Annotated in this window: 33 protein-coding genes; 18 read left to right on the forward strand and 15 right to left on the reverse strand. The window is 65.4% G+C overall.

Annotated elements, in window-relative coordinates; genetic code table 11:
• Positions 1 to 8 precede the first annotated feature (8 nt).
• Genes ACZYZF_RS28620 through ACZYZF_RS28640 form a run of 5 tightly spaced genes read right to left on the reverse strand, consistent with a single transcriptional unit; the run spans position 9 to position 5,573 of the window.
• Entirely contained in the window at positions 9 to 1,175 is a 1,167-nt protein-coding gene (locus ACZYZF_RS28620) for a glycosyltransferase (RefSeq protein WP_463837491.1), read from the reverse strand.
• Entirely contained in the window at positions 1,168 to 2,544 is a 1,377-nt protein-coding gene (locus tag ACZYZF_RS28625) for an MATE family efflux transporter (RefSeq protein WP_463837492.1), read from the reverse strand. The genes ACZYZF_RS28620 and ACZYZF_RS28625 overlap by 8 nt, the downstream gene beginning before the upstream one ends.
• A gap of 1 nt (position 2,545) precedes the next feature.
• Complete coding sequence (locus tag ACZYZF_RS28630; protein WP_463837494.1) at positions 2,546 to 3,793, reverse strand: hypothetical protein; 1,248 nt, start codon at positions 3,791 to 3,793, stop codon at positions 2,546 to 2,548.
• On the reverse strand, positions 3,790 to 5,034 hold the full coding sequence (locus tag ACZYZF_RS28635; protein ID WP_463837496.1) for a WcaI family glycosyltransferase: 1,245 nt from the start codon (positions 5,032 to 5,034) through the stop codon (positions 3,790 to 3,792). Before ACZYZF_RS28635 ends, ACZYZF_RS28630 begins: the two co-directional genes overlap by 4 nt.
• Positions 5,025 to 5,573, reverse strand: a complete 549-nt coding sequence (locus tag ACZYZF_RS28640; protein WP_463837497.1) for an LbetaH domain-containing protein — start codon at positions 5,571 to 5,573, stop codon at positions 5,025 to 5,027. Before ACZYZF_RS28640 ends, ACZYZF_RS28635 begins: the two co-directional genes overlap by 10 nt.
• A gap of 439 nt (positions 5,574 to 6,012) precedes the next feature.
• On the opposite strand from ACZYZF_RS28640, the gene ACZYZF_RS28645 reads away from it, so the two are divergent.
• The 6 genes from ACZYZF_RS28645 (at position 6,013) to ACZYZF_RS28670 (ending at position 10,124) form a co-directional block, all read left to right on the forward strand.
• A complete protein-coding gene (locus ACZYZF_RS28645; RefSeq protein WP_463837499.1) occupies positions 6,013 to 6,771 on the forward strand; it encodes an acyltransferase in 759 nt (252 codons plus the stop codon).
• A gap of 127 nt (positions 6,772 to 6,898) precedes the next feature.
• Complete coding sequence (locus tag ACZYZF_RS28650) at positions 6,899 to 8,527, forward strand: acyl-CoA carboxylase subunit beta (protein WP_463744679.1); 1,629 nt, start codon at positions 6,899 to 6,901, stop codon at positions 8,525 to 8,527.
• Entirely contained in the window at positions 8,524 to 8,793 is a 270-nt protein-coding gene (locus ACZYZF_RS28655) for an acyl-CoA carboxylase subunit epsilon (protein WP_463744680.1), read from the forward strand. Before ACZYZF_RS28650 ends, ACZYZF_RS28655 begins: the two co-directional genes overlap by 4 nt.
• A gap of 32 nt (positions 8,794 to 8,825) precedes the next feature.
• Complete coding sequence (locus tag ACZYZF_RS28660; RefSeq protein WP_463837500.1) at positions 8,826 to 9,464, forward strand: Maf family protein; 639 nt, start codon at positions 8,826 to 8,828, stop codon at positions 9,462 to 9,464.
• A gap of 93 nt (positions 9,465 to 9,557) precedes the next feature.
• Positions 9,558 to 9,704 (forward strand): hypothetical protein, encoded by a 147-nt coding sequence (locus ACZYZF_RS28665; RefSeq protein ID WP_463744682.1) that lies wholly within the window; start codon positions 9,558 to 9,560, stop codon positions 9,702 to 9,704.
• 192 nt (positions 9,705 to 9,896) lie between these two features.
• Positions 9,897 to 10,124: a hypothetical protein gene (locus ACZYZF_RS28670; RefSeq protein WP_234927067.1), complete on the forward strand. Its 228-nt coding sequence runs from the start codon at positions 9,897 to 9,899 to the stop codon at positions 10,122 to 10,124.
• Between the two features lies 1 nt (position 10,125).
• Here ACZYZF_RS28670 and ACZYZF_RS28675 read toward each other — a convergent pair whose 3' ends face one another.
• Entirely contained in the window at positions 10,126 to 10,866 is a 741-nt protein-coding gene (locus ACZYZF_RS28675) for a DUF6199 family natural product biosynthesis protein (RefSeq protein ID WP_463837501.1), read from the reverse strand.
• Between the two features lie 103 nt (positions 10,867 to 10,969).
• Here ACZYZF_RS28675 and ACZYZF_RS28680 point away from each other — a divergent pair, with 103 nt between their 5' ends.
• The 5 genes from ACZYZF_RS28680 to ACZYZF_RS28700 all read left to right on the forward strand — a co-directional run bounded on the left by ACZYZF_RS28680 (position 10,970) and on the right by ACZYZF_RS28700 (position 16,018).
• Complete coding sequence (locus ACZYZF_RS28680; RefSeq protein WP_463744684.1) at positions 10,970 to 11,866, forward strand: sulfurtransferase; 897 nt, start codon at positions 10,970 to 10,972, stop codon at positions 11,864 to 11,866.
• On the forward strand, positions 11,863 to 12,282 hold the full coding sequence (locus ACZYZF_RS28685) for a SufE family protein (RefSeq protein WP_463744685.1): 420 nt from the start codon (positions 11,863 to 11,865) through the stop codon (positions 12,280 to 12,282). The genes ACZYZF_RS28680 and ACZYZF_RS28685 overlap by 4 nt, the downstream gene beginning before the upstream one ends.
• Positions 12,283 to 12,811: 529 nt before the next feature.
• Complete coding sequence (locus ACZYZF_RS28690) at positions 12,812 to 14,608, forward strand: acetyl/propionyl/methylcrotonyl-CoA carboxylase subunit alpha (protein WP_463744686.1); 1,797 nt, start codon at positions 12,812 to 12,814, stop codon at positions 14,606 to 14,608.
• Positions 14,609 to 14,699: 91 nt separating this feature from the next.
• Entirely contained in the window at positions 14,700 to 15,032 is a 333-nt protein-coding gene (locus ACZYZF_RS28695; protein ID WP_166903207.1) for a hypothetical protein, read from the forward strand.
• Positions 15,029 to 16,018 carry a malate dehydrogenase gene (locus tag ACZYZF_RS28700; protein ID WP_463837503.1) on the forward strand — a complete coding sequence of 330 codons (990 nt, stop codon included), beginning with the start codon at positions 15,029 to 15,031 and terminating at the stop codon, positions 16,016 to 16,018. Before ACZYZF_RS28695 ends, ACZYZF_RS28700 begins: the two co-directional genes overlap by 4 nt.
• 3 nt (positions 16,019 to 16,021) lie before the next feature.
• Here the strand turns inward: ACZYZF_RS28700 and ACZYZF_RS28705 are convergent, their stop codons facing one another.
• The gene (locus tag ACZYZF_RS28705) at positions 16,022 to 16,567 is read right to left on the reverse strand and encodes a nucleotidyltransferase family protein (protein ID WP_463744688.1); all 546 of its coding nucleotides are present in this window, start codon (positions 16,565 to 16,567) and stop codon (positions 16,022 to 16,024) included.
• A 196-nt stretch (positions 16,568 to 16,763) separates the two neighbouring features.
• Here ACZYZF_RS28705 and ACZYZF_RS28710 point away from each other — a divergent pair, with 196 nt between their 5' ends.
• Entirely contained in the window at positions 16,764 to 17,186 is a 423-nt protein-coding gene (locus ACZYZF_RS28710; protein ID WP_463837505.1) for an STAS domain-containing protein, read from the forward strand.
• Here the strand turns inward: ACZYZF_RS28710 and ACZYZF_RS28715 are convergent.
• Together ACZYZF_RS28715 and ACZYZF_RS28720 are read right to left on the reverse strand one after the other, a co-directional pair.
• Entirely contained in the window at positions 17,157 to 17,879 is a 723-nt protein-coding gene (locus ACZYZF_RS28715) for an RNA polymerase sigma factor SigF (RefSeq protein ID WP_463745276.1), read from the reverse strand. The genes ACZYZF_RS28710 and ACZYZF_RS28715 overlap by 30 nt on opposite strands.
• A 26-nt stretch (positions 17,880 to 17,905) precedes the next feature.
• The gene (locus ACZYZF_RS28720) at positions 17,906 to 18,340 is read right to left on the reverse strand and encodes an ATP-binding protein (protein WP_463744690.1); all 435 of its coding nucleotides are present in this window, start codon (positions 18,338 to 18,340) and stop codon (positions 17,906 to 17,908) included.
• 215 nt (positions 18,341 to 18,555) lie between these two features.
• Here ACZYZF_RS28720 and ACZYZF_RS28725 point away from each other — a divergent pair, with 215 nt between their 5' ends.
• Entirely contained in the window at positions 18,556 to 19,101 is a 546-nt protein-coding gene (locus tag ACZYZF_RS28725) for a DUF6328 family protein (RefSeq protein WP_463837506.1), read from the forward strand.
• Here the strand turns inward: ACZYZF_RS28725 and ACZYZF_RS28730 are convergent.
• The gene (locus tag ACZYZF_RS28730; RefSeq protein WP_463744692.1) at positions 19,069 to 20,055 is read right to left on the reverse strand and encodes an LLM class F420-dependent oxidoreductase; all 987 of its coding nucleotides are present in this window, start codon (positions 20,053 to 20,055) and stop codon (positions 19,069 to 19,071) included. The two genes, ACZYZF_RS28725 and ACZYZF_RS28730, sit on opposite strands and share 33 nt — an antisense overlap.
• A gap of 97 nt (positions 20,056 to 20,152) precedes the next feature.
• Here ACZYZF_RS28730 and ACZYZF_RS28735 point away from each other — a divergent pair, with 97 nt between their 5' ends.
• Complete coding sequence (locus ACZYZF_RS28735) at positions 20,153 to 20,449, forward strand: hypothetical protein (RefSeq protein ID WP_463837507.1); 297 nt, start codon at positions 20,153 to 20,155, stop codon at positions 20,447 to 20,449.
• A 30-nt stretch (positions 20,450 to 20,479) separates the two neighbouring features.
• Here the strand turns inward: ACZYZF_RS28735 and usfY are convergent, their stop codons facing one another.
• From usfY to ACZYZF_RS28755, 4 genes are all read right to left on the reverse strand, one after another.
• Positions 20,480 to 20,788, reverse strand: coding sequence for a protein UsfY (gene usfY / locus ACZYZF_RS28740; protein ID WP_463744694.1), 309 nt, complete (start codon positions 20,786 to 20,788; stop codon positions 20,480 to 20,482).
• Between the two features lie 188 nt (positions 20,789 to 20,976).
• Positions 20,977 to 21,234 (reverse strand): DUF7218 family protein, encoded by a 258-nt coding sequence (locus ACZYZF_RS28745; protein ID WP_463744695.1) that lies wholly within the window; start codon positions 21,232 to 21,234, stop codon positions 20,977 to 20,979.
• A 44-nt stretch (positions 21,235 to 21,278) separates the two neighbouring features.
• Positions 21,279 to 21,434 carry a hypothetical protein gene (locus tag ACZYZF_RS28750; protein WP_463744696.1) on the reverse strand — a complete coding sequence of 52 codons (156 nt, stop codon included), beginning with the start codon at positions 21,432 to 21,434 and terminating at the stop codon, positions 21,279 to 21,281.
• Positions 21,435 to 21,441: 7 nt separating this feature from the next.
• On the reverse strand, positions 21,442 to 21,675 hold the full coding sequence (locus tag ACZYZF_RS28755) for a hypothetical protein (protein ID WP_463837509.1): 234 nt from the start codon (positions 21,673 to 21,675) through the stop codon (positions 21,442 to 21,444).
• 134 nt (positions 21,676 to 21,809) lie between these two features.
• Between ACZYZF_RS28755 and ACZYZF_RS28760 the strand changes: the two genes are divergently transcribed.
• Together ACZYZF_RS28760 and ACZYZF_RS28765 are read left to right on the forward strand one after the other, a co-directional pair.
• A complete protein-coding gene (locus ACZYZF_RS28760) occupies positions 21,810 to 22,433 on the forward strand; it encodes a maleylpyruvate isomerase family mycothiol-dependent enzyme (protein WP_463837511.1) in 624 nt (207 codons plus the stop codon).
• Positions 22,434 to 22,618: 185 nt separating this feature from the next.
• Entirely contained in the window at positions 22,619 to 23,047 is a 429-nt protein-coding gene (locus ACZYZF_RS28765; RefSeq protein ID WP_463744699.1) for an STAS domain-containing protein, read from the forward strand.
• Here the strand turns inward: ACZYZF_RS28765 and ACZYZF_RS28770 are convergent.
• Complete coding sequence (locus tag ACZYZF_RS28770; RefSeq protein WP_463837512.1) at positions 23,044 to 23,406, reverse strand: anti-sigma factor; 363 nt, start codon at positions 23,404 to 23,406, stop codon at positions 23,044 to 23,046. The two genes, ACZYZF_RS28765 and ACZYZF_RS28770, sit on opposite strands and share 4 nt — an antisense overlap.
• 199 nt (positions 23,407 to 23,605) lie before the next feature.
• Here ACZYZF_RS28770 and ACZYZF_RS28775 point away from each other — a divergent pair, with 199 nt between their 5' ends.
• Entirely contained in the window at positions 23,606 to 24,646 is a 1,041-nt protein-coding gene (locus ACZYZF_RS28775; RefSeq protein ID WP_463837513.1) for a DNA topoisomerase IB, read from the forward strand.
• Positions 24,647 to 24,674: 28 nt separating this feature from the next.
• Positions 24,675 to 24,899 (forward strand): hypothetical protein, encoded by a 225-nt coding sequence (locus tag ACZYZF_RS28780; RefSeq protein ID WP_463744702.1) that lies wholly within the window; start codon positions 24,675 to 24,677, stop codon positions 24,897 to 24,899.
• Positions 24,900 to 24,902 lie beyond the last annotated feature (3 nt).

The following is a 24,902-nucleotide window of genomic DNA, read 5'->3' on the forward strand; positions in this document are numbered from 1 at the left end:
ATGCCGATTCAATCGTCCTCCGAACCCGCGTAGACGGCAGCGAGGTCGCGCGCGACGGCTTCCATGCTGAAGGCCGCGGCTGCCGTCTGCCGCGCGGCAGCGCTCATCTGCTCCCGCAGCCGTTGGTCGGTGATCAACGTGCGCATCGCCTCGATCAGAGCTTCCTCCGATTCGTCCACCACTATTCCGCTGCCAGACGCACGCACCGTTTCCGCGAGTCCACAGCTCTCGGTGATCACAACAGGCAGTCCAACCGACATCGCCTCGAGTACCGACATCGGGAAGGGTTCGTCGACTGACGGCAGTACGTAGATTGACGCGGCAGCCATCCGCGCCACAGTATGGTCCGGCGGCAATGCTCCCTCCCAACGGATCTCGTCGGACCGGGTATCGGATCCCATGATGGTATCGAGAACCTCGGCCCCCTCACCTTCGTCGGGACCGACCAGGGTGAACCGCGCATCGCACCCCGCGACCAGCAGGCGGGTGGCCGCTTTCGCGAAGAGGACGGGACGTTTTCGTGCCTGCAGCCGCGCCAGGTACAGCACCTCGACGCGTCCGGACGTCTGTTCGGCACGGGCCGCCGTGACTGCCCCTTCGTACCCGGGAACGCCGTTGCGAAGATGTCGCAGCGCGGCCTCGGGTTGCACCCGTCGCAGCGCGGCCCGCTCATCTTCGGTCAGATACAGAACAGCGGCTGCTCTGCGCAGAATCGGCCTGGTCAGAAGGCGATCCAGGATCGGCGCAATCGGATGGCTGCTGTCGGCGATCATTCCGTGGGTTTGCACGATCAGTCGCTTCCGCAGTATCAGCGCCATCACGGCCGCCGGCAGCGTGATCAGATCGCGCGCCAGGTGCACGTGGATCGCGTCGAAGGACTTGCGATTCCGCACGATCCAGCCGAGCAGTGCGGGAGCGACCAATCCGGAGAATCCCAGCCTGGGAATGATGCTGCGCGCCTTCGTGAGTCGGACTGGAACCCCGTCGAGCACGGTGGGGATCTCCCGATAGCCGCGTACCGCACCGGCGACCAGCGTTTGATGACCGTCCGCACGCAGTTGTCGGGATTGGTTGAACGCCACCCTGACCGGCCCGCCGTAGGCACCATCCGGCGTGATCAGCGTGACGACGTGAAGCACCGCCGGCTGAACCGCACGGCCGAACTCGTCACTCATCAGACCTGTGGCCTCTCATCTCAGCTTCGAGGACATCGACCTTCGGCCATGCAAACCCGGTCTCTTCCAACGGCTTTTGCAGCTCGACGGTATCGCCGCACCCCTCGGCAGCAGGGGGCACCTCAGTCGCGCCGTCCCGCACAACGCGCCGGGCGAGCACAACACCGACCAGAGCGGCGATAACGCCCGCCACGGCCAGGGAGATGGCGATGGCGACCGCTGTGCCCACTGCCAGTCCGGCGCACAGGCACAGACCTAGCTGCAGACAGATCTGAAACAGCTTGACCCGCAACACCGTCCTGCTCATGCCCCGCGCCTGGAAGAAGCTGTACACGCTGACCATCCAGCACATCGCCGCGCATTCGATCCCGAGATAGACGACGAGCGCCGAGGCATACGTCCAGGTGTCACCCAGGACGGCTGTGCCGAGCCGACTCGGGAGGACGGCCAGGCACAGGCCGGCCACCACGGTCAACCCCGACGTCGCGATGGATGTGTTGACGAGTACCCGCCACTGCTCACCGATCGATGACGCAGCACGGCGAACATGCGGAACGAACACCAACGGCAATGCTGACACCAGCATCGCAATCGGTCCGAACAGTGTCGCCGCACCGCGCAGCCCAGCCGCCGCGGTGCCGCTGATGACTACTGTCACGGTCAGCGTCACGAGGGTGGCACCAACCTGGTTGAGCGCATAGACAATTCCGAATCTCAGCCGGGCACGGTCATACGTGCGCCACCACCCGACGAGGCGATCGCCCCGTGGCGTGGTCCGCAGCACACGCATCAGCACCAGCGCAGAAACAAGTCCGCCCGCGCCCCACAGATACACCGTGCCCACTGCCGATATCCCGGAACCGATCAGGTTGATCAGGTAGACGGCCAGGATCCACGCCACCCAGAACCCATCGCAGATGGCCGCGACGAGTGGCCTGCCCCGTGCGATGGCGACGAATCGCAGCACATCCTGGGCCAGCACGGCGACCATGCTCACGGCGAACGCCACACCGATCCAGAACTGGCCGAAAACGCAGGACAGGACCAGCAATACGGCACCCGCGACGGCCGATGTCACCAACGACCAGCTGATCGCATACCCGCCTTCGGCCGATATCTCGCGTCGGTGCATGTTGCTGGTCAACAGCAGCGCGGTGCCCAGCGCCCCCCTGTTGAAGCCGATCCAGGTGGTGGCCACCGTGACGAGCAGAGCGACGATCCCGAACTGCTCGGCCGGTGAAACTTGGGCCACTGCAAAGACCATCAGCGCATTGCTGGCGCTCGACAACACCTGGTCGGCGGTGGTGATCACCCCGATCGAGCGTCCTTGGGGGCCGCGCTGCATCGACGATGTCGGTATCCGAGCCATCTCACCGCACCGCCCGACTGCTCGGTGACGCAATCTGGCCCATACGCATCAGCGGCGAATCCGCTGCCACGATCCGGTCGAGAACGGCGGTGACCTTTTCCGGGTCGAAGGTGCCGGCGTAGTACGACGCGGTGAGATGCAGCTCGGAGCCGACGCGGTTGATGGCCAACGAGATCTGGTTGGAGTAGCGCACCGGCGCCTTACGGACGAAGTGATGGCCGTCCGGTGTCTGAGCCCAGGAAATCTTGCTGCCGGCAGCCGAGTTGGCGTGGTCCGTCACCACAATCCGGGCCCGTCGGCTGTCCGTCTGCCAACGGGGAAGCTCAGCCGGGCGGGACCGGAGCCGCGCTGCATATGACATGCCGTACCGGACCAGTGCCCGGCCCCCGTGCGTGTACTCGCCTATCGCACCGGCCACCAGGGCCGGATCGTAGGGCGGCGCAACCCGTATGGGCGCGATGCCGACGAAGTTCGCCAGGGTGCCCGCCCCGGGCGGAAGGTACCGGCCCAGATCGACCAGGAGGCCGACCTCGTCTTCGGGTGTTATTCCGTGGCTGTGCAGTCCGTCCAGGAAGGCCGAGAGGATGATCGCCGCCAACGGCGCACGCGGCAGGCATCTGTCGCGGTTCGCCCGCACCGTTTCGAGGAAGCCGGGTCGGCTTCGGGCGTATGCCAACGATTCCCGCTCATCGAGTTGCCCGGTGGGAACGACGGCGGCGCCACGGCGCAGCGGTTCATCCAGGGCGCGCAGCAGACGCGTCGGTTCTTTGCGCACGGTGTGGGCAAACGCACGCAGGCCGGGATTGCCGGTCGTCGCAACGGGTGCGGGTGCGCTGAACCCCTGACCTTCGGCGCCGGCCGCCGCGATCACCTCACTGAACAGCCGTCCGCCACCGAGACCGTGGTCGAAATTCAAGAACAGCCAACGGTCGGCGACGTGGACGTGCAGGGTGGCCGGTGGAAGCGCCGGGCCACCCGCCAGCAGATCCAACATGGTCCCGGCAGGGACGGTCATGTCGGGGGCCGGGCCGCTGGTCACCACCACACCACCGCACGACGGGTCCCATTCCCAGTGCCGTGATGTGCGGCTCGGGCGCAGACCGAGGCGGTTCTGAGGCCCCGCCGCCGCGATGGTCCGCAGCCGCGCCTTGAGCAGGTCCGGCGGGAGCACCCGCTCCAGCGGGCCGACCAGATAGGTGACCGGCTGCCCGGCGTAGAAACAGTCGTTGCGACTTACCCGAGTATTCATGCCGGTAGCCCACGGGAGGCGGATGCCAACTCGCTGACCCACTTCTCATACTGCGCAACCGCGTTGGCCGCACCGAGGCGCTCGCGGGCATACCGCGCACCGCAGGAGCCGAATCGCTGCCGGCGCTCCTCGTCGGCAGCCAGCTGCCGCACTGACGCAACGAGGGCCTTTGGATCGCCCGGCGGAATGACAAGTCCGGCTCCGGATGCGCGTAGTTCTTCGGCACTCCCGCTGGTCGGCTCCGTGGCAGCGAGAATCGGCTTGGTCGCAACGAAGTACGACGTCAGCTTGCTCGGAACGGCCATCTCCCCCACACCGGGACGCTCGTTGACGAGCAGGATGTCGGCGGCCGCCAGCGCCGCGCGGAACTCGACATCGGGCAACGGGTCGATCAGTTGCACCGCTTCGGCATCCCGGGCGAGAGAGTCGAGCATGCGACGCTGGTTACCGTCGCCGATCAGGACAAAACGGATGTCTCGGTCGTCCTCGCCCGCTCCGCCGACGAGTTTCCCTGCGGCAACGACGTTTTCAAGACCTTGCTTGACACCCATATTGCCGGTGTGCAGCACGATGGTTTCGTTCGGCCGCCAACCGTACTTCTCTCGAACTGCCGCCGATCCGCTCGCCGGAGCATCACCGTCGATATGGGTCCAGTTTCGAATGACGGTCAGATCGTCGTTGTTCACGCCGATCTCGGCCAGCGAGTCGGCAAAGCGGGGATGAATCACCGCGACGCCGGTCGCCAACCGGAGGACCGTCGATTCCAGCCGTGCGGTCGCCGCGGCGGAGCGCCCCCCGACCGCCCCGGTTTCCACCACACCCTTGCTGTAGATGTCCTGCACGATGATCCCGACCGGGATTTTCGACAATCGGGCCCGCGCCACCGCCAGCGCGGCCGACAGCAGCGTCGGACTCACCGTGATGACGACGTCGGGATCATCCCAGGAGTGGGCGGCCGCGACAGATCCGAAGCTGGCCTCCATCCGGATTCGCCCCAGTGCGCTCTGTTCGTCGGGCACGTAGTGGCCGACGCGGTGCACAGTCACACCTCGCACCACCTCGGTACAGCGGCGTACGCCGCGGTACTCCTCGGCGATACGCCACTGGGGATAGTGCGGCAATCCGGTGATCACCGTGACGTCATGCCCACGCTCGGCCAGACCTTCGGCAATCCCGGTGGTGTATGGGGCTATTCCGGTCACTTCCGGCGCGTAGTTGATGCCGATGATCGTCACCCGCATGCGGCCCCCTTCGTCGGCCGCGGCGGAAACAGCGTGCCAGCTGCCGGAACATCCCGGGAGACAAGAGTGGTCGCGGCGATGGTCGCGCCGTCACCGATCCGCACTCCCCGCAACACAGTTGCGCGGGCAGCCACCCAGACCCGGTCACCTATCACGATGGGCCCGTTGTCGAACTCAAATGTCGGGCTGGACCGGTCGTGACCGCCGGCGCACAGCAGAACATCTTGGGAAACACACGAATTCGACCCGATCGTCACCGCCTCCAGGTTGAGAATCCACGCGCGTTCACCAATCCACGAACACTCACCCACTTCGAGCTTCCACGGCCAGTGGATCCTGACATCGTGGCGGATCAGCGCACCGGCACCGATCCTGGCGCCGAATGCGCGCAGTACGGCGATCCGTATCCGGTTCGGCATCCACCACCGGAACAGAACGGACCGCGAGACCGCCAGCCAAATGATCTGCAATGGCAGACTCCGACCACGGTCGTAGCCCTGCCCGGTGAAGCCGGAGAGCGAAAACTGATTGCCGGTCAATGGTGGTTCGCTCGATGACATTGATGACATTGGCGCGATCAGGTGAAAGCTCCCGTCCCCTTGGCGGCACATGGAGGTCCACAACAACAATTGCGCAATTACGCGACGTCACAATGTTCGCTTGTCGGACGTCCCCCGGCGCCGTACCGGCATTTTCATCACGATCCTGGTCACTGATCCAGGTCATGGGCACCCAGTGTTCGCAACACCGGCGTGACGTCCCGACCATACGCAACGACAAGCGATCTCGCACCCGCCACCTGTCAGAGCGTGGATCGACGCCTTCAGATCATCGCCCTGACCTACCGAATCAGCTGTGCCCACACGGATATCCGGCATGTACGTCATCTCGCGGCCTCCGTGATACGCCCCACAAACTGTCGTAGCGGTAAACGCGTGAGCGGTCCGGCGTCAGTAGATTCGGCAGTACCGACCGACGATGTCCGCCATGGGACCCCTGGTGGAGAAAGGCGTATCGATGCTGGAAATGCTTTGCTGGCTTCTACTTCCGCCGTCATCGTTCAAGAACCGTGTACTGAGGTTGTTCGGTCATCGAATCGCCGGCACCGCCAGAATCGGACCGACCGTCGTCCGCAACGTGGGGCGTTTCGAGCTTGGCGAAGGCGCGCGGATCGGAGCATTCAATGTGGTGCGTGGGCTGGGTTTGGTCCGTTTCGACGACTACGCAGCGATGGAGTCATGGAATTGGATTTCTGCGCACCCCGCCTTCCAGCGACTTGACACACAAGCCGGGACCTTGTTCCTCGGCTACGGCGCGAAGCTGGGCAGCAGACACTACGCGGACTGCTCCGGCACCATCGTCCTCCGCGCGTACGCCGCGGTCGGCGGAAACCGGTGCCTCCTGCAGACCCACGAGCCCGATTTCGCCCACAAGCGACAAACGGTGGGCCGAATAACCGTCGGACATCACTCGCTGGTCGGCAGCAGAGCCGTGATGCTGAAGGACAGTCACCTTCCCGATCAGTCGCTTCTGGCCGCCAATTCGACCATGACCCGCGGATCGACACCCGAGTCGAAGCGCGGGCTGTACGCCGGGTCGCCGGCCACCTGGAAGCGGGAGACACGAGGCGAGTACTTCGACCGCAACACACTCAGCATGACCGAACATGTGATCGACAGCCCCATGGGAGTGCTGCCCGAGGACCGTGCGCTCGACACCGGACTGTTCGGTCGCTGACCGGCCCGCACGCACCGCGAACTCATTTGCCCCACGCGTGGACACGTCTCAGTCCGGGCAGAACGTGACGCGCGCCACGCCCACCACTCTTAGACCAGTCTTAGGGTTACCGATAGCATCGTGACCCATGACGAGCGTTACCGAGCCGTCCGCCGAGCACCAGGTGGACATCCACACCACTGCAGGCAAGCTGGCTGATCTCAAGAGGCGGGCCGAGGAGACTCTGCATCCCGTCGGCGAGGACGCCGTTGAGAAGGTGCACGCCAAGGGCAAGCTGACCGCCCGCGAGCGCATCCTGGCCCTGCTCGACGAGGGTTCGTTCGTCGAACTCGACGCGCTGGCCAAGCACCGCAGCACCAACTTCGGCCTGGAGAACAACCGGCCGCTGGGCGACGGTGTGATCACCGGCTACGGGACGATCGACGGACGCGACGTCTGCATCTTCAGCCAGGACGCCACCGTGTTCGGCGGCAGCCTCGGCGAGGTGTACGGCGAGAAGATCGTCAAGGTCCAGGAGCTGGCGATCAAGACCGGGCGCCCGCTGATCGGCATCAACGACGGCGCCGGCGCCCGCATCCAGGAGGGTGTGGTCTCGCTCGGCCTGTACAGCCGGATCTTCCACAACAACATCAAGGCCTCGGGTGTCATCCCGCAGATCTCGCTGATCATGGGCGCCGCGGCCGGTGGACACGTCTACTCCCCCGCCCTGACCGACTTCATCGTGATGGTCGACCAGACCAGCCAGATGTTCATCACCGGCCCGGACGTCATCAAGACGGTCACCGGTGAGGACGTCACCATGGAGGAACTGGGCGGCGCCCACACTCACATGTCCAAGTCCGGCACCGCGCACTACGTCGCCTCCGGCGAGCAGGACGCCTTCGAGTACGTCCGCGATCTGCTGAGCTTCCTGCCCCCGAACAACTACGCCGAGCCGCCGCACTACCCGGTGGCCCCGACGCAGGGCTCGATCGAGGAGACCCTGACCGATGAGGACATCGAGCTCGACACGCTGATCCCGGATTCCCCGAATCAGCCGTACGACATGCACGAGGTCATCACCCGCCTCCTCGATGACGATGAGTTCCTCGAGGTGCAGGCCGGGTACGCCGGCAACATTCTGGTCGGCTTCGGCCGGGTCGACGGCCGTCCGGTCGGCATCGTGGCCAACCAGCCCACCCAGTTCGCCGGCTGCCTCGACATCAATGCGTCTGAGAAGGCCGCCCGGTTCATCCGGACCTGCGACTGCTTCAACATCCCGATCGTGCTGCTGGTCGACGTGCCCGGCTTCCTGCCCGGCACCGATCAGGAGTTCAACGGCATCATCCGCCGCGGCGCCAAGCTGCTGTACGCCTACGGTGAGGCCACGGTCGCCAAGATCACCGTCATCACCCGGAAGTCCTACGGTGGTGCGTACTGCGTGATGGGGTCCAAGGACATGGGCGCCGACGTGGTGGTCGCCTGGCCGACGGCCCAGATCGCCGTGATGGGCGCCTCGGGCGCAGTGGGCTTCGTCTACCGTTCGCAGCTCAAGGAAGCCGCCAAGAACGGCGAAGACGTCGATGCGCTGCGTCTGGAGCTGCAGCAGACCTACGAGGACACTCTGGTCAATCCCTACATCGCGGCTGAGCGCGGATACGTCGACGCGGTCATCCCGCCGTCGCACACCCGCGGCTATGTGGCCAATGCGCTGCGGCTGCTGGAGCGCAAGATCATTCAGATGCCGCCGAAGAAGCACGGGAACATTCCACTGTGAGCGAGGCGACTGTGGCCGAACAGACCGAAGATGCGCAGGGCCAGCAGCAAGCCGACCACGAGGCACACATCAAGGTGCTGCGTGGTCAGCCCACCGATGCGGAGATGGCCGCGCTGATGGCGATCCTCGGCACCGCCGGTGGCGGCGACGCCGACCCGGTGGTGCGCGATCGCAACCTGTGGGGACACCCCGTGGACAAGCTGCGCTACTCGATCTACAGCTGGCAGCGCATCACGCTGTGGGAGCGCACCCACATGCGGCGCTGATGAGCGCTCGCGCGAAGAAGAGACAGCACTAAATGACCCGGGTCGTTCTGGGTTCGGCATCGACAGGCCGGCTTGGCGTTCTACGCCAGGCCGGCCTCGATCCGTTGGTGGTGGTGTCCGGCGTCGACGAGGACGCCGTCATGGCGTCGTTGGCCGGCGCCCCGCCCGAGGATGTGGTGAGCGGACTGGCCGCAGCCAAGGCAGACGAGGTGTTCACCCACCTGCCCCCTGCGGTCGCCGGAGACTGCGTCGTCATCGGTTGCGACTCGATGCTGTTTCTCGACGGACGGTTGTGCGGCAAACCCGGAGACGTCGACACCGCACGGCGGCAATGGCAGGCCATGTCGGGCCGGACAGCCCAGCTGTATTCCGGTCATGCCGTGCTCGTCGTTCGTGACGGGTCGGTCACCCACCGCATCGTCGACACCGGTGTCACCGCAGTGCATTTCGGGTCGCCCATCGAAGCAGATCTGGACGCGTATCTGCGCAGTGGGGAACCACTCGGTGTCGCAGGCGGATTCACGCTCGACGGGCTCGGCGGCTGGTTCGTCGACGGCATCGACGGTGACCCGTCCAATGTGATCGGGCTGAGCCTGCCGCTGCTGCGTCGGATGCTTGCCGTGGCCGGAGTGTCGATCGCCGAACTCTGGAAAAGTTCCGCGCCGACCTGACCGTTCACCCACAGCTACGATTGCGGCCGGCGACAACCGCTGGCTCACCGAAAGTTTCGCGGGTCGCGCCCGATGGCGAGCCCGGGTCAACTCATGGCATTCCCGCTCGATCGCGCACTGGTTCCCGGCTGCCAGGTCCTCTGGCATCAGCCCGTCGGCTACACCGGGGTTTTCCAGGTCGGCGACGCGCTCGTCTGGTACCGCTTCGATCAGCTCACTGGACTGCGGGCACCGACATAAAGACCTGAACAAGCCAATGCCACAACGCCTTTCACACCATCACTTCTGATCGCCTCAGGCCTGCCGACGTGATGACGACACCACCGCGGTGAATTCCCCCGACCCGGCAGTGACCAAATTGCAACCTTCTCAATGGGCGGCACGCCGTGTCGACGTCCCGAATAGTCTCAACCACGGGTTGACACTGGGCCGATGCCAGTCGAAGAAACAATGTGGGATGTTCGCGTGGCACGCGACTTCGAAACATGCGACCTGGAGCGGCTCCGCGCCGCATTCGCCGACATCATCTCCAAGCGCTTGTCTCCGGGCAAGCGATTGCTGCGCGTGGTGACCTGGTCTCAGAACGGTGGCTCACTCTTCCGCGCCAACAATGGCGCCCGCCGCTTCGCGGTGGCCTACGAGGTGGCGTTCACCGCGTAACTCAGCGCCTGGGCGGTGCGTCGAGTTTCGGCACCGTGTTACCCGCTTCGGCGGGCACAAGGACCGTCCCGTGCGCGTCGACGATAGGCGAGTCGGTGACCAACTGCACCCCTGGATCCATGTAGAAGGGTTGCGTCTTCATCTCGTTCGACTGCGCGATATCGCGGGTGGTGCATCGGTCGGAACCGGAACTGTCGACTTGCGGCACATCAGGCGCCCAGCTCAGACGGGCCGTCACCGGCGCCGGATTGGCGCCTCTAGGAGCAGATCGGCTCACATGAGTCACGCACTGGTAACGACCCTTTGGGTTGTGCATGAAGTCTTTGAAGCCGGCTTCAAACACGTTCGGCGGTTGCAGGTAGTACACCTCGTATTCGATCCGGGGTGACGATCCCCGCGGCTTCTCCACGTAGCCGATGATCGGAAGGGCGCCGCGGTCCTCGGGCTTCGGTGGCTTGTACGCCGCCACCGCTGCGTCCCATTCGTCTTTCTTCTTCTGCTCGGCTTCGGCCGCCGTCCTGTCGCGCTCCGTCGACCAGGCCAACCCGGCGAGAATGACCGCCGCGACGATGACGAACACGCCGCCGAGGGCCTGCATGCCGTAGGCCGCCTCGCTGGGTTCGTTGGCTTCGGGGTTCTTGTACTTCCACGACTCTGTCGCCCACCAGATCTTCCTGGGCCGCAGCAGCATGAACAGTCCGAGCGGTATGCCGATGACCAGGCACAGGATGGCGACTCCCACCGCAGCAGCCTAAGGCCGCAGAACGGCCCCCCAATGCGGCAATATGCGCCGGTCGTCGGCACTGCCGCAGCGCGGATAATCGGCCCGACGGTACGCTCGTGGTGTGCCGCTGCCTGCTGATCCCAGCCCAACTCTCGCCGAGTACGCCCATCCGGAGCGCCTGGTCACCGCCGACTGGCTGGCCAGCAATCTGGGCCGGCCCGGTTTGGCCATCGTCGAGTCGGACGAAGATGTCCTGCTCTACGACACCGGCCACATCCCGGGTGCGGTCAAGATCGACTGGCATCTCGACCTCAACGACCCCAATGTGCGTGACTACATCGACGGTGAGCAGTTCGCCGAACTGATGGATCGCAAGGGCATCAGCCGCGACGACACCGTCGTCATCTACGGCGACAAGAGCAACTGGTGGGCGGCCTACGCGCTGTGGGTGTTCACCCTGTTCGGTCATCCCGACGTACGCCTGCTCGACGGCGGCCGCGACCTGTGGGTTTCCCACGGCCGCGACACCACCCTCGAAGTACCCACCAGACAGACCAGCGGCTACCCGATCGTGGAACGCAACGACGCCCCGATCCGGGCCTACCGCAACGACGTGCTGGACATTCTCGGCAAGCAACCGTTGATCGACGTCCGCTCGCCCCAGGAATACACCGGCGAACGCACCCATATGCCGGACTACCCGGAGGAGGGCGCGCTGCGCGGTGGGCACATCCCCACGGCCAAGTCGATCCCCTGGGCCAAGGCAGCCCGGGACAGCGGCCAGTTCCGCAGCCGCGCCGAGCTCGAGGAGCTCTACGGCTTTCTCAACCCCGACGACAAGACGGTGGTGTACTGCCGCATCGGTGAGCGTTCCAGCCATACCTGGTTCGTGCTCACCCACCTGCTCGGGCTGCCCGGTGTGCGCAATTACGACGGCTCGTGGACTGAGTGGGGCAATGCCGTGCGGGTCCCTGTCGCCGTCGGCCCCGATGCAGGTGAGGCTCCGGGCGCCTCATGAGTTCGATGCCGGCCACCCTGGCAGAGGTTGTCTCCGACTTCCAGGAGGTGGCCGGCCAGGACAAGTTGCAGCTGTTGTTGGAGTTCGCCAACGAGCTGCCACCCCTGCCGGCTCATCTTGAGGAAGCGGCAATGGAGCCGGTGCCCGAATGCCAGTCACCGTTGTTCCTCGACGTCGATGCGTCCGATCGGGGCAAGGTGCGGCTGTTCTTCAGCGCACCCCCGGAGGCCCCGACGACGCGGGGCTTCGCCGCCATCTTGGCGACGGGCCTGGACGGCCAGTCGGCCGACGACATCCTGGCGGTGCCCGACGACTTCTACACCGCGCTGGGCCTGGCCGCATTGATCAGCCCACTGCGGCTGCGCGGGATGTCGGCGATGCTGACCCGGATCAAGCGGCGGCTGCGCGCGGCCTGAGTCTCGACCGCTACGGGTCCGTCCGAACGGTGGTTGCCGTAGCGCCGTTCAACGACACCTGTGAAGGTTGCGACCGATGCCGACGTGGCATTGATCGTTCTGCTTCATGACGCCGAGTTGTTCAGGCGCCCAAGTGAGTTCAGGGCTCACGCTCATTCGGTCGCCATCGGCTTTGACCACTTGGGCCGAGGTGTGGCACGGATAGCTGAACACTCCTCGGCGAAGTACCAGATCAGGACCGGGTGGCCCACCAGATGCCCCTCGGCGCCGCCACCATCACGCCGCCCACCAACACGCCGATGCCCACGACCAATATCCCCGGACCCACGGGCCAACGGTAATAGCGTCGGACTACCCGTTGAGACGGGAATTTCGCACCTCAACAGGAGCGATGTTCCCGCGGCCGGATTTCGGCGAAAAGCTACCCGTCGGTAACCGATACCGGATTGGGAAGCCTCAAGGTGCGGCGCATAAACTGCCCGCGATAGATTCTTAAAGACGTTTCTTAGAGAACTGCCGAGGAGGCACCGTGGCCAACCACGCCAGCTCAAAGATCTCCAAGGTGCTGGTCGCCAATCGCGGGGAGATCGCGGTCCGGGTGATCCGCGCCGCCAAGGACGCGGGATTGGCCAGCGTGGCCGTATACGCCGAGCCCGACGCCGATGCACCGCACGTACGCCTCGCCGATGAGGCTTTCGCCCTGGGGGGCCAGACCTCAGCCGAGTCCTACCTGGTCTTCGAGAAGATCCTGGACGCCGCCGCGAAGTCTGGCGCCAACGCCATCCACCCGGGGTACGGCTTCCTGTCGGAGAACGCCGATTTCGCCCAGGCCGTACTCGACGCCGGACTGATCTGGATCGGGCCGAGCCCGCAGTCGATCCGCGATCTGGGTGACAAGGTCACCGCACGCCACATCGCCGCCAAGGCCAAGGCGCCGCTGGTTCCGGGTACCCCGGACCCGGTGAAGAACGCCGACGAGGTCGTCGCGTTCGCCAAGGAGTTCGGCGTGCCGGTCGCGATCAAGGCCGCATTCGGCGGTGGCGGTCGCGGCATGAAGGTCGCCCGCACCATCGAGGAGATCCCCGAGCTTTTCGAGTCGGCGACTCGTGAGGCTGTCGCCGCGTTCGGTCGCGGCGAGTGCTTCGTCGAGCGCTACCTGGACAAGCCACGCCACGTCGAGGCCCAGGTGATCGCCGATACGCACGGCAACGTCGTCGTCGCCGGCACCCGCGACTGCTCGCTGCAGCGCCGCTTCCAGAAGCTGGTCGAGGAGGCCCCGGCCCCGTACCTGACCGACGCGCAGCGCAAGGAGATCCACGAGTCCGCCAAGCGCATCTGCAAGGAGGCCGGGTACTACGGTGCCGGCACCGTGGAGTACCTGGTCGGCCAGGACGGCCTGATCTCCTTCCTGGAGGTCAACACCCGCCTGCAGGTCGAGCATCCGGTGACCGAGGAGACCTCGGGCATCGACCTGGTACGCCAGCAGTTCAAGATCGCCAACGGCGAGGCCCTGGACATCACCGACGATCCGACGCCGCGCGGCCACTCGTTCGAGTTCCGCATCAACGGTGAGGACGCCGGCCGCGGCTTCCTGCCCGCCCCCGGCCCCGTCACCAAGTTCGAGGCCCCCACGGGCCCGGGTGTCCGGATGGACTCCGGGGTGGAGTCCGGATCTGTTATCGGCGGTCAGTTCGATTCGATGCTGGCCAAGCTGATCGTCACCGGTGCCACCCGTGAGGAGGCACTGGACCGGTCCCGCCGTGCCCTTGCCGAGTTCAACGTCGAGGGTCTTGCGACCGTCATCCCGTTCCACCGTGCCGTGGTCTCCGACCCCGCCTTCATCGGCGACGAGGACGGTTTCACCGTGCACACCCGCTGGATCGAGACCGAGTGGGACAACACCGTCGAGCCGTTCACCGGTGGCGCCCCGATCGAGGAAGAGGACACCATTCCTCGCCAGACCGTGGTCGTCGAGGTCGGTGGGCGTCGCCTCGAGGTGTCGCTGCCCGGTGATCTGGCGCTCGGCGGCGGAGCCGGCGCCGGCGCGAGCGGTGTGCTTCGCAAGAAGCCCAAGGCCCGCAAGCGCGGCGCCAGCGGCGGTGCGGCCGCATCGGGTGACTCGGTGACCGCGCCGATGCAGGGCACCGTGGTCAAGGTGGCCGTCGAGGAGGGCCAGGAGGTGGCCGCAGGCGACCTCGTCGTGGTTCTGGAGGCCATGAAGATGGAGAACCCGGTGACGGCCCACAAGGACGGCGTCATCACAGGGTTGGCCGTCGAGGCCGGTGCCGCAATCACCCAGGGCACCGTGATCGCCGAGATCAAGTAGCGCCCAATCTTTTCCGCGAGGCTGTAGTCACCGCACCCGGTGGCTGCAGCCTCGCGGCGTTTCACGCGGCCGCCTATGGAACGCTGGTCCTGTGGAACCCGTAGAGATCAACAACGGCCAGTGGTATCTGCGCGGGCTGCGCGCCGATGACCGCGTCGACGACCGGCACGCGCTCGCCGATCTGGGCGAGTCAGACCTGGACTACGTACACGACGCCGAAGATGGCTGGGCCGACGACACGCGATACACCTGGGCCGTATGCGAGCCGACCACCGGCGAACTGCTCGCCGAGGTCGTCCTGGATCCCGTCACCGGATTCCTGAGCAGCCGGGGCCGTCCCGGCTTCGAGGACGCCGCCGCCATCTCGGAGGACACCGTGCGGCGGTACGCCACGGAAATCCTCGGGTTGGAGGTGCACACGTGACCACGTCACCGAAAGTCGTCACGGTCACCGGCGCGGCCGGCCAGATCGGCTACGCCGCCCTCTTCCGCATCGGAGCCGGTGCCCTGCTGGGACGCGACGTGCCGGTGAAGCTGAGGCTGCTGGAACTGCCTGCGGCCATCCGCGCGGCCGAAGGCGTGGTCATGGAGTTGGTCGACAGCGCCTTCGATGGGCTGGTCGATATCGAGATTCACGACGATCCGGTGCGGGCCTTCGACGGTGTTGATGTTGCGCTGCTGGTCGGGGCCAGGCCCCGCAGTAAGGGCATGGAACGCGCCGACCTGTTGGCGGCCAATGCCGCGATCTTCGCCGAGTCGGGCAAAGCCCTGAACGCCGGCGCGGCCGGCGATGTCCGCGTCGTCGTGGTCGGCAACCCGGCCAACACCAACGCGCTGGTGGCCGCGGCCCACGCACCCGACATCCCGTCGGAGCGATTCACCGCCCTGACCCGGCTGGACCACAACCGGGCGGTCGCGGCCCTGGCCACCCACGCCGGTGTGCACGTCACCGACGTGTCCCGGGTGACTGTGTGGGGCAACCACTCCCCGAGCATGTACCCCGACATCTTCCATGCGGTGGTCGACGGGCGGCCGGGCTCCGAGTACGCCTCGGACACCGACTGGCTGACAAGAGATTTCATCCCGTCCGTGGCCACCCGTGGCACCGCGATCATCGAGGCCCGCGGCACTTCGTCGGCGGCGTCGGCCGCCAACGCCGCCATCGATCACGTGCGGGACTGGGTGGACGGTACCGACCCCGCCGACTGGACATCGGTGGCGCTTCCCTCCCCCGGCGTCTACGGGGTGCCCGAGGGTGTGGTCGCCTCACTGCCGGTTCGCGCGGTCGACGGCAGGTGGGAAATCGTCGAAGGCCTGGAGATCAGTGAGTTCTCCAGGGCCCGGATCGATGCGTCGGTGGCCGAACTGCTCGAGGAGCGCCGAGCGGTCGAACAACTCGGCCTGCTGTAGCGGTCAACGCTCGTCGATATCGAGACCGGTGGCGAGATCACCGCAATCCACGGCGACGACGTCGTCACGACCGCCGAGAAACGCCCGGGCCCCCTGGTCGCCGCGCAACCCGGCGATCAGGGCGCGGTAGTGCCTGCGGGCCACGACGACGGGGTGCCCGGGCCGGCCGTGATAGCGGGCGCGGGCCAGGCCGGATCGGGAGCCGCGTGCCGCGGCCAGGACCCGGGCCACGACATCGGCAGCGACGTCCGGGGTGTCGACGGTATGCAGGACGACCCATTCGGCGCCGCCGACGGCCTCGAGCCCTTCGCGCACCGACGCGCTCATGCCGTCGGCCCAGCGGGTGGCCACCACAGCCCGAGCCGGCGCGGGCACGTCGACCACAGCGGCACCGAGCACCACGATCACCTCGTCACAACCGCCACGGTCGAGCGCGGTTACCGCCCGACGGAGCCAGTCACCGCCGTCGGCAAGAACTTTCGGCATTCCGAATCGGCTGCCGGCACCGGCTGCCAGCACCACCCCGGCAACTGCGTCGGCGTTCGGCATGCGAACAGTCTGACCTGGGACTCTAAGAATCCACTCAGACAAATTGTCCGACGACCTTGATCGCGGTAGGGTCCTTAACAGGTTGAGTTCACAGCCGCAGCGAGCGTCGATCGACATACGCGCGGGAACTCGCATTCGTGTCGATTGGCGCCGCACCACAGTACGAATACGTGTATTACGACTGATGGAGCTACCAATGACTGTCTTTTCGACGAGCGCACTGATCGACCGGACCGACGAATCGCCAGCCACATTTGCCACACGCTGGCTGCCGCCGTCAACGGCGGTGATCAGCGCTAAGGGCGAGATCGATGCCACGAACGCGACCGAATTCGCCGACTACGCGTTACGGCACATCGGTCAGGCCGAGCGGGTCGCCGTCGACCTCACCGATGTCGAGTTCTTCGGCACCGCAGGTCTTTCCACTCTCAAGGCGATCGAAGCGCGGTGCTCTGTCGGCAACATCGACTGGGTGTTGGTGCCCAGCAAGGCAGTGAACCGGCTGCTCCGCATCTGCGACCTCGATTCGGACTTGCACACGTGCTACAGCGTGGCCGCGGCCCTGTCGACGTTGAACGGCAAAACGCCGCTACTGCAGCTGGTCACGAAGTCGCGCTAGCGATTTCGCCAGCAGTCTCGATACGTGCATCTGCGAGACACCGACCCGCTCGGCGATCTGCGTCTGCGTCATGGACTCGAAGAATCGCAGCAACAGTACCGTTCGTTCCCGCTCAGGTAACTGAGCGAGTAACGGCCGCAACGTTTCTCGATTATCGATCTGATCCAATCCGTCGTCCACATCGCCGAGCGTGTCGACTATTGCCGGCGCGTCCTCGTCGCCGCCGCCACCACTGTCGATCGAGAGGGTGTTGTACGAGCTGCCCGCCACCAGACCTTCGATCACCTGTTCGCGGTCCATGTCGAGTTCTTCGGCGAGCTCGGAGGCCGTCGGGGCACGGCCCAATCGCTGAGACAGTTCCGCAGTCGCCGCGCCGAGGCGCAGGTGCAGTTCCTTCAACCGCCGCGGCACCTTCACCGACCAGCTGTTGTCCCGAAAGTGGCGCCGGACCTCCCCCATGATCGTCGGCACCGCGAATGACACGAAGTCCGATCCGGCCTCGACATCGAATCGGTTGACCGCGTTGACCAGGCCGACTCTCGCCACCTGGATCAGATCTTCACGGGGTTCACCCCGGCCGTCGAACCGCCTTGCGATGTGATCGGCAAGCGGCAGGCACCGCTCGACAATCCGCTCACGTTGGCGTTCGTAGGCCGGCGAGTCCTCGGACAATCCGCCGAGTTCGCGGAACATGTCGCGGACGTCCGCATATTCCGACGTCACCGCAGCAGGCTCGCTCGTCTCGTCGTCAGGGTGATGCCGAATACCTGACCGGTGTCGGATCTGTCGCCATTGATGAACGTCTTGACGTCGTCTGTCAGGGAACTCAACACGTGCCAGCTGAAGCTGCCCGGCTCGACCACCGCAGCACCCGTACAGGTAGTAGAGGCCGTGATCACCAGCGCCTCGTCACCCGGGTCGACGGTCAGATGCAGGCTCGAATCAGGCACTGCGGCCCGGATCAAGGCAGTGCAGGCCTCGTCAACGGCCAGCCGCAAGTCGGCGACCACATCGAAATCAAGGTCTTCGAATGCTGCTACCGCAGCGACCAGTGTGCGCACTACGGCCAGGTTCTCCAACCTGGCAGCGACCCGGATCTCCACCGACCGCTCCGCGCGGTTCAGCGGCTTGGATTGGCCATGTTCGTCGGCCATCTCACCTCCCGACATCTCGGATCGACAGTATGCCAGGTTGTGAGCCTCGCCTCATGAAGCCACTCTGCTGACCACAACGCGCTCCGATGTCGGTCTCGACTTCGACACTGCCATCCCTTTCCGCATCCTCACGCAGCCCCGCGTGGGGCCTTCGGCCAGGAATGCCCATCGCGGCGCAACCCGAAACCTATGACCGACGTGGGATTATCGACAGCATGGATGCGGATCGCCCCGAGCTGGATCAGCCCTGGGATCACACCGCCCGGCATGAAACGGAAGCCGAACGGCTGGACCGCAACTGGAGCAGCCTCCTGCAGGAGCTGCGGGTCGTGCAGACCGGCGTTCAGTTGCTCACCGGCTTGCTGCTGACTTTGCCGTTCCAAGAACGGTTTTCGATGCTCGACGAGCCCATGCGGGTCCTCTATCTCGTCACGGTCGCATGTTCGGCCGCTGCCACCGCGCTGTTGGTCGCCCCCGTTGGGATGCACCGCATCCTGTTCCGCAGACACCGGTTGAACCTGCTGGTCTCCGCCGCACACAGGTGCGCATTCATCGGGTTGGTCTTGCTCGGACTCGCGATGACCGGCGTGACCGAGTTGATCTTCGACACGGTTGCCGGGCGCGAGGCCGGAGTGGTCGCCGGGGCCGTAGCGCTGCTGACGTTCGTCGGGATCTGGCTGGTGCTGCCGCTTGCGATGCGTCTGGGTCATCCGATGTCGGCCGAGCCCTCAGTCGAACTCGGCGCGCAGCGCGGCCAGTAGGGGTTTTGCCGCCTCGTCGAGGAACCTCTGCTGGCCCTGGTCACCTATCTGGACCAATGCGACATCAGTGAATCCCGCTTCGAGATAGGGCGCGACGGCGGCGACGATCCCGTCCAGGTCTGGTCCACACGGAATGGCCGCGGACACATCCTCTTGACGCACGTAGCGGGTTGCCGCGGCGAATCCCGCCGGGGTCGGCAGGTCCGCGTTGACCGCCCAGCCACCGCCGAACCAGCGGAACTGGTCATGGGCCCGTTCCACCGCCGCATCGCGGTCGGGGTCCCAGCACACCGGAATTTGTCCGATCACCCGGCCCTCGGGCAGCGCGCCGGTGGCGTGGCGACGCTGGTGCCAGTCCTCGACAATCGCGTGGTCGGGTGCGACGTTGATCAGGTGATCGGCGGCCACGGCGAGCTTCTCGACGGCTTTCTCACCGGTCATCGATACGGCGATGGTCACCGGGACTTCGGGTACATCCCAGATGCGCGCGGAGTCCACCTCGTAGAACTCGCCTCGGAAATCGATCAAGTCCCCGGTGAAGAGTTCGCGAATCAGCTTGATCGCCTCGGCCAGCATGTCGAGGCGACGCTCGACGGTGGGCCACCCCTGACCCACCACGTGTTCGTTGAGGTTCTCCCCGCTGCCGACACCGAGGGTGAAGCGGCCGTCGGCCAGGATCTGCACGGTGGCAGCCTGCTGGGCGATGATCGCCGGGTGATATCTGATCGTCGGACAGGTCACGTACGAGTACAGCTGCACGGTGTCCGTTGAGTGGGCCACCGCGCCCAGTACCGGCCATGCGTTGGGAGCGTGGCCCTGACTGGCCAGCCACGGACTGTAGTGGTCGCTGATCACTTCGAAATCGAATCCGGCCTGCTCCGCCGACACCGCATAGCCGACAAGCTGTTGCGGACCGCTCTGCTCGCACATCAACGTGTATCCGAATCTGGCCATGGCGCAGGAATACCCGTGCAGAAGTTCATGAAACTGGGTATGCGGACACCATGACCGAATACAGACTCTGCGAACTGAGCGCACCGGCGAGCGGCGGATGCGAATTTCGCTCACCTGGGTGCTGGCGGTGTTGACCGTTCCTGCGGCGGTCCTGGTGTTCCTGTACGGCATGGGTGCGGTGATGAGCATGGCTGGGTGCACCGGTGACGTGTGCGCGAGCAAGGGCCCAGGCGAATTCTGGTTCGGGATCCTGTTCTACGGGGCGCCGGTGGTGCCGGTGGTCGTTATCGCTGTATCGATATTCACCTCGCGACTGTGGTACGGAGTTCTGGTTCCCCTGGCCGGATTGGCACTGCTGGCCATCGATTTCGCGGTGCTGGCACTCACCTTCTGAGCCGCCCTTCTGAGCCGCCCGCGCACAGGCTCAGCTGCTGGGGCGCTGCCTCATCACACCGGGGTGGTCGGTGTACCAGCGTTCTTCGATGCGACGCACCCGCATGTGCTCGAGTGCCAGCCACATCGATCCGATGACAAATCCGGCGGCAGACAACGTGCCCACCATCAGACCGACATCGGAATGACCGGTGGCGAACGCCGCCAGGGTGCCGACGAACAGGACCAGACCCACCAGGATCAGTACCAGTGCCGGCATGATGACGTTGTCCTTCATCGACTCGCCGGCATGCGGCCGGGTTGTCCGGGCGTGGTCAACAGGATCTTTTGGACCGTGCATGGCTGCTCCTTCCGCCATTTCTCGCCCCACCTGCCTACATGGGCTGCCTCCACGGTAGATCTCCTGAGCAGGTCTCGCGAGCAAAACATCATGATCACCCCGAGTCGCTGCGCAAAAGGCTCGCACGCCGACACCACGGCCCCGCTGGGGGTAGCGGGGCCGTGGGTCGGACCTCTCGATCCGGGGAATCAGTGATTGCGGAGCATTCCGATCAGCTCGCGCTTGTTCTTGTCGGAATATCCCTTGATGCCAAGCTCTTTCGCTCGCTTACGCAAATGATCGACCGTCCAGTCGTCATAGGAACCGGACTCGCCACCCGAGCGGCCGACACTCGAACGACCTCTGTTGGCAGCGGCGTTGGAGATCCGCGCCGCTTTCTCCTTCGAGTTGCCCTCGTCTCGCAGTTCCTCGTAGAGCTTCTCGTCCTTGATTGACGGATTGGGCATCAGGCACCTCCCTTGTCGTTGATGGCCGCCCTTGTCGCCTGCACTCAGTACCAGGTCCGCCTGCCCGCCACCGGCCGTCCGATGGCCCCGAGCAGCCAGAACACGCCGCCGATGACCAGGAGGATCACCCCGATCACCCAGAGCAGGTACACGTTGAAGATCAAACCGAGGATGAGCAGAATTGCCCCGAGCAGAATCATGGCGACCTCAATTCACTGCCGCGACGGAACCCGTCGCGCTGGGTTGCGGCAAACGGCACTCGTCCACCTTCGGGTTGACGCCCGCATAGTTCAGCGGACCGGCAATGACCGTCAGTGCGATGGCGCCGGCGGTCGCGCAGTTCGTTGATCCGCCATGGAAATAGTCGCGCTGCCAGGCCGCCACCACGCCGATGATCAACCAGACAAGCACGAGTGTTCCGAACAATCCACCAAGTCTCATGGCAGGCGATGTACCCCGCTGACGCGTGAGTCAAACATTCGGCAAGCGTAAACTTCTCGCAGCATCTGAAGGTAGTGAAATGCGCTGGGCTGGTGCGTGATCACAAAGGACATCGTCGAGCAGGAGGCATCGTGATGAGCACCGAACCATCACTGATGGACCTGGCCCGCGACGAGCGGGCCGATCTTGCCGAATTTCTGGCCACCTTGACTCCCGACGAATGGCAGACCGAGTCACTGTGCACCGGTTGGACCGTGAAAGACGTGGTGGCACACGTCGTCAGCTATGACGAGCTGAATCTCGCCGGGTTGTTCAAGCGCTTCGCGAGGGGGCGGGTGGTGCGGGCCAACGAGGTCGGGGTTGCCGAATACACGACCATGTCGACCGACGAGCTGCTCCATTTCCTCAACCACCATCTACGGCCATGTGGTCTTCCCGCGGGATTCGGCGGCATGATCGGCCTGGTCGACGGCACCGTCCACCACCAGGACATTCGCCGCGCACTCCGACGCCCCCGCGTGGTACCGGCGCAGCGTTTGCAGCGAATCTTGCCTCTGGTGCCGGGCAACCCACGGCTGGGGGCAGGGCGCCGGATCAGAGGACTCCGGTTGCGGGCCAACGACATCGATTGGGAGCACGGTGACGGGCCGGAAGTCACCGGCACCGGCGAGGCGCTACTGCTGGCCATGACCGGCCGAAGACAAGCCGCCCGAGAACTCACGGGCTCCGGCGCAGCAACACTGCTCGAGAGGCTCTGACGAGAACCGAAATTGATTGTTCGACGCCGTCTCGGGGCGTAGAGTCCAATGCAGGTTGAGTTCACAGCCGCCCCGAACGTCATCGGGTGCAGGGCGGTACAGACTCCCTGTATCCAATGGCTTTGAGCCCACAGAGCCTGGAATGTGACGTCACCACAGTATTTCTTTCTGCTGAGGAGTCACCGATGTCCTCCATGAACGCCGCGAAAGCGGTGATACCGTCCGGCAACGACCGCAGGCCCGCGCGATTCTGTGCCCAGTGGTTGTGGCCGGCGACCGCAGTGATCAGCGTCCACGGCGAGCTGGATGCGTCCAACGCCGCTGAACTCACCGAATGGGGAATGCGGCACAGCAGGCCCAGCGGACAACTTGTCCTGGACCTCGGTTCCGTCCCGTTCTTCGGGGCGTGCTGCTTCGCCTGCTTGCACACCTTGAACGTGCGTTTTGCCGGCGAAAATATCGACTGGACCCTGATCCCCAGCCCTGCCGTTTCCCGCGTGCTCGGCATCTGCGACCCCGTCAAGGCACTACCGGTCTCTGTCGATCTCCCAGCTGCCTTGTCCACGCTGCGCGACCGGCCACCGCAGCTGAAGTTGGTAGATGTGGACCGCTAGCCGGGTGCCGCGGCCCAACGCCGCCGGATGGTCAGCGAGATGCCGAGCGTCGGCCGACTGTTGCTTTGCTGTTCGAATCCAGTGTCCTCGACAAAGGTTTCGACCTTTTCGGTGAGGGCTTCGAGCACTCGGCGGCTGAAACCACTCAGTACGAGGCTGTCCAGGTCATCGTGGGCGGTGTTGCAGTCCGTCGAAACCCGAACGACGAGTTCCTGTGCGCGCGGGTCTTCCACCAGCACGAGAGTGGCTGTGGCCGAAGCCATGCCGATCAGCACCGTGCACGCTTCGTCAACCGCAAGGGCCAGGTCCCCGGCGGTGTCGAGGTCCAGTTCTTCGTAGTCGGCAAGGCAACCCGTCATGGCCCTCAGCACTGCCAGCGCTTCGACTCGGGCCGGCACCCTGAGTTCCACAGCGCGCGGCCCGCTGGTGTGGCCGGATCCCCAGCGGGGTATTCGCCGTCCGTGCAGCACAGTGAGCCGAGGTCTCGATGCACGGTCAGATGACATACCCCTCGCGTACCCACACTCGTGTCGTCGCAAAACGAAGCGCGCGGGCGCGATGAGGCTGCGCCGCAGCGTGGTCGGCGGACCGGGGCTTCACCGGGTACGCCGCGGCCGGGGATTCGGTTACCGGGATGACGACGGCGCCGCGGTCACCGACGCGGCAACGCTGAAGCGCATCGAGGACCTGGTGATACCACCGGCATGGAAGAAAGTCTGGATATGTCCCTACCCCAACGGACACATCCAGGCCGTCGGGACCGACGCCGCGGGACGGCGCCAGTACCTGTATCACGCGCAATGGCAGCAGGAACGCGGCGAGGAGAAGTTCGACCGGGTGCTGGAACTCTCGGCCGGCCTGGCCGATTGGCGCAACGCCATCGCGACGGACCTGAGGCGACGCGGGTTGACCCGCGACCGCGTGCTGGCGCTCGGGCTACGACTGCTGGACCTCGGTTACTTCCGCGCCGGTGGGGACCAGTACGCCGAGGAGAACAACTCGTTCGGTGTCGCGACGCTGCTACGTGAACACATCACGCTGCGGTCCGATGCGGTGGAGTTCGATTATCCGGCGAAGAGCGGCGTGCGCCGCACGCTGCTGGTCGAAGATCCAGCGGTGGTACGGGCAGTCCGGTCCCTACAGCGCAGCCGGAGCAACGGCGATCGCTTGCTGGCATTTCGAAATTCGGCCGAATGGACGGAGGTGCATGCGGAAGATCTCAACGCCCGATTCAAAGAGATGGTCGGCGATGACTACACCGTGAAAGATCTACGCACGTGGCAAGGCACGGTACTGGCTGCCGAGGCCTTCGTCGACGCGGATCCTCCTGTCGACGGCAAGGTGATCAAACGCGTCGAGTCCGCGGTGATGCGCGAGGTCGCCGAGGCTCTCGGAAATACTCCCGCGGTCGCCCGCAGCGCCTACGTCGATCCTCGAGTGGTCGATGCATACCGGGGCGGACTGACCATCGCGGCCGGCGCCCGTCGCGCTGCCCGCATCCGCAACAGCGATAGGCGTCAGGGGATCTTGGAGAGCAGCACAGCCCGGCTGATCCGAAAGGTGAGCAGGCAGACGCGATCGAGCACGCGAAGCGTTTGATCAAGCGGCGACGGGGTATTCCGGCCGCATGACACGCGACGACGTGCCCGACGAGGTGCCGGTTGCCGATGCGCTCGAGCAGCAACGCGAGCAGAACGAGGTGGTCCCCGACGCCGAGGCCCCGGCCTCCGGCCTGGACAGTCCGCCCCTGGAGGCGACCGACCCCGACTGGCAGGAACAACGTGAGGTGGTCGCGGAGGACGCCGGCCGCGACGAGTTCGACCGCGAAGACGGCGAAACGCTGCCCGGGTGAGGG

This window comes from Mycobacterium sp. IDUB_24 (assembly GCF_055419385.1).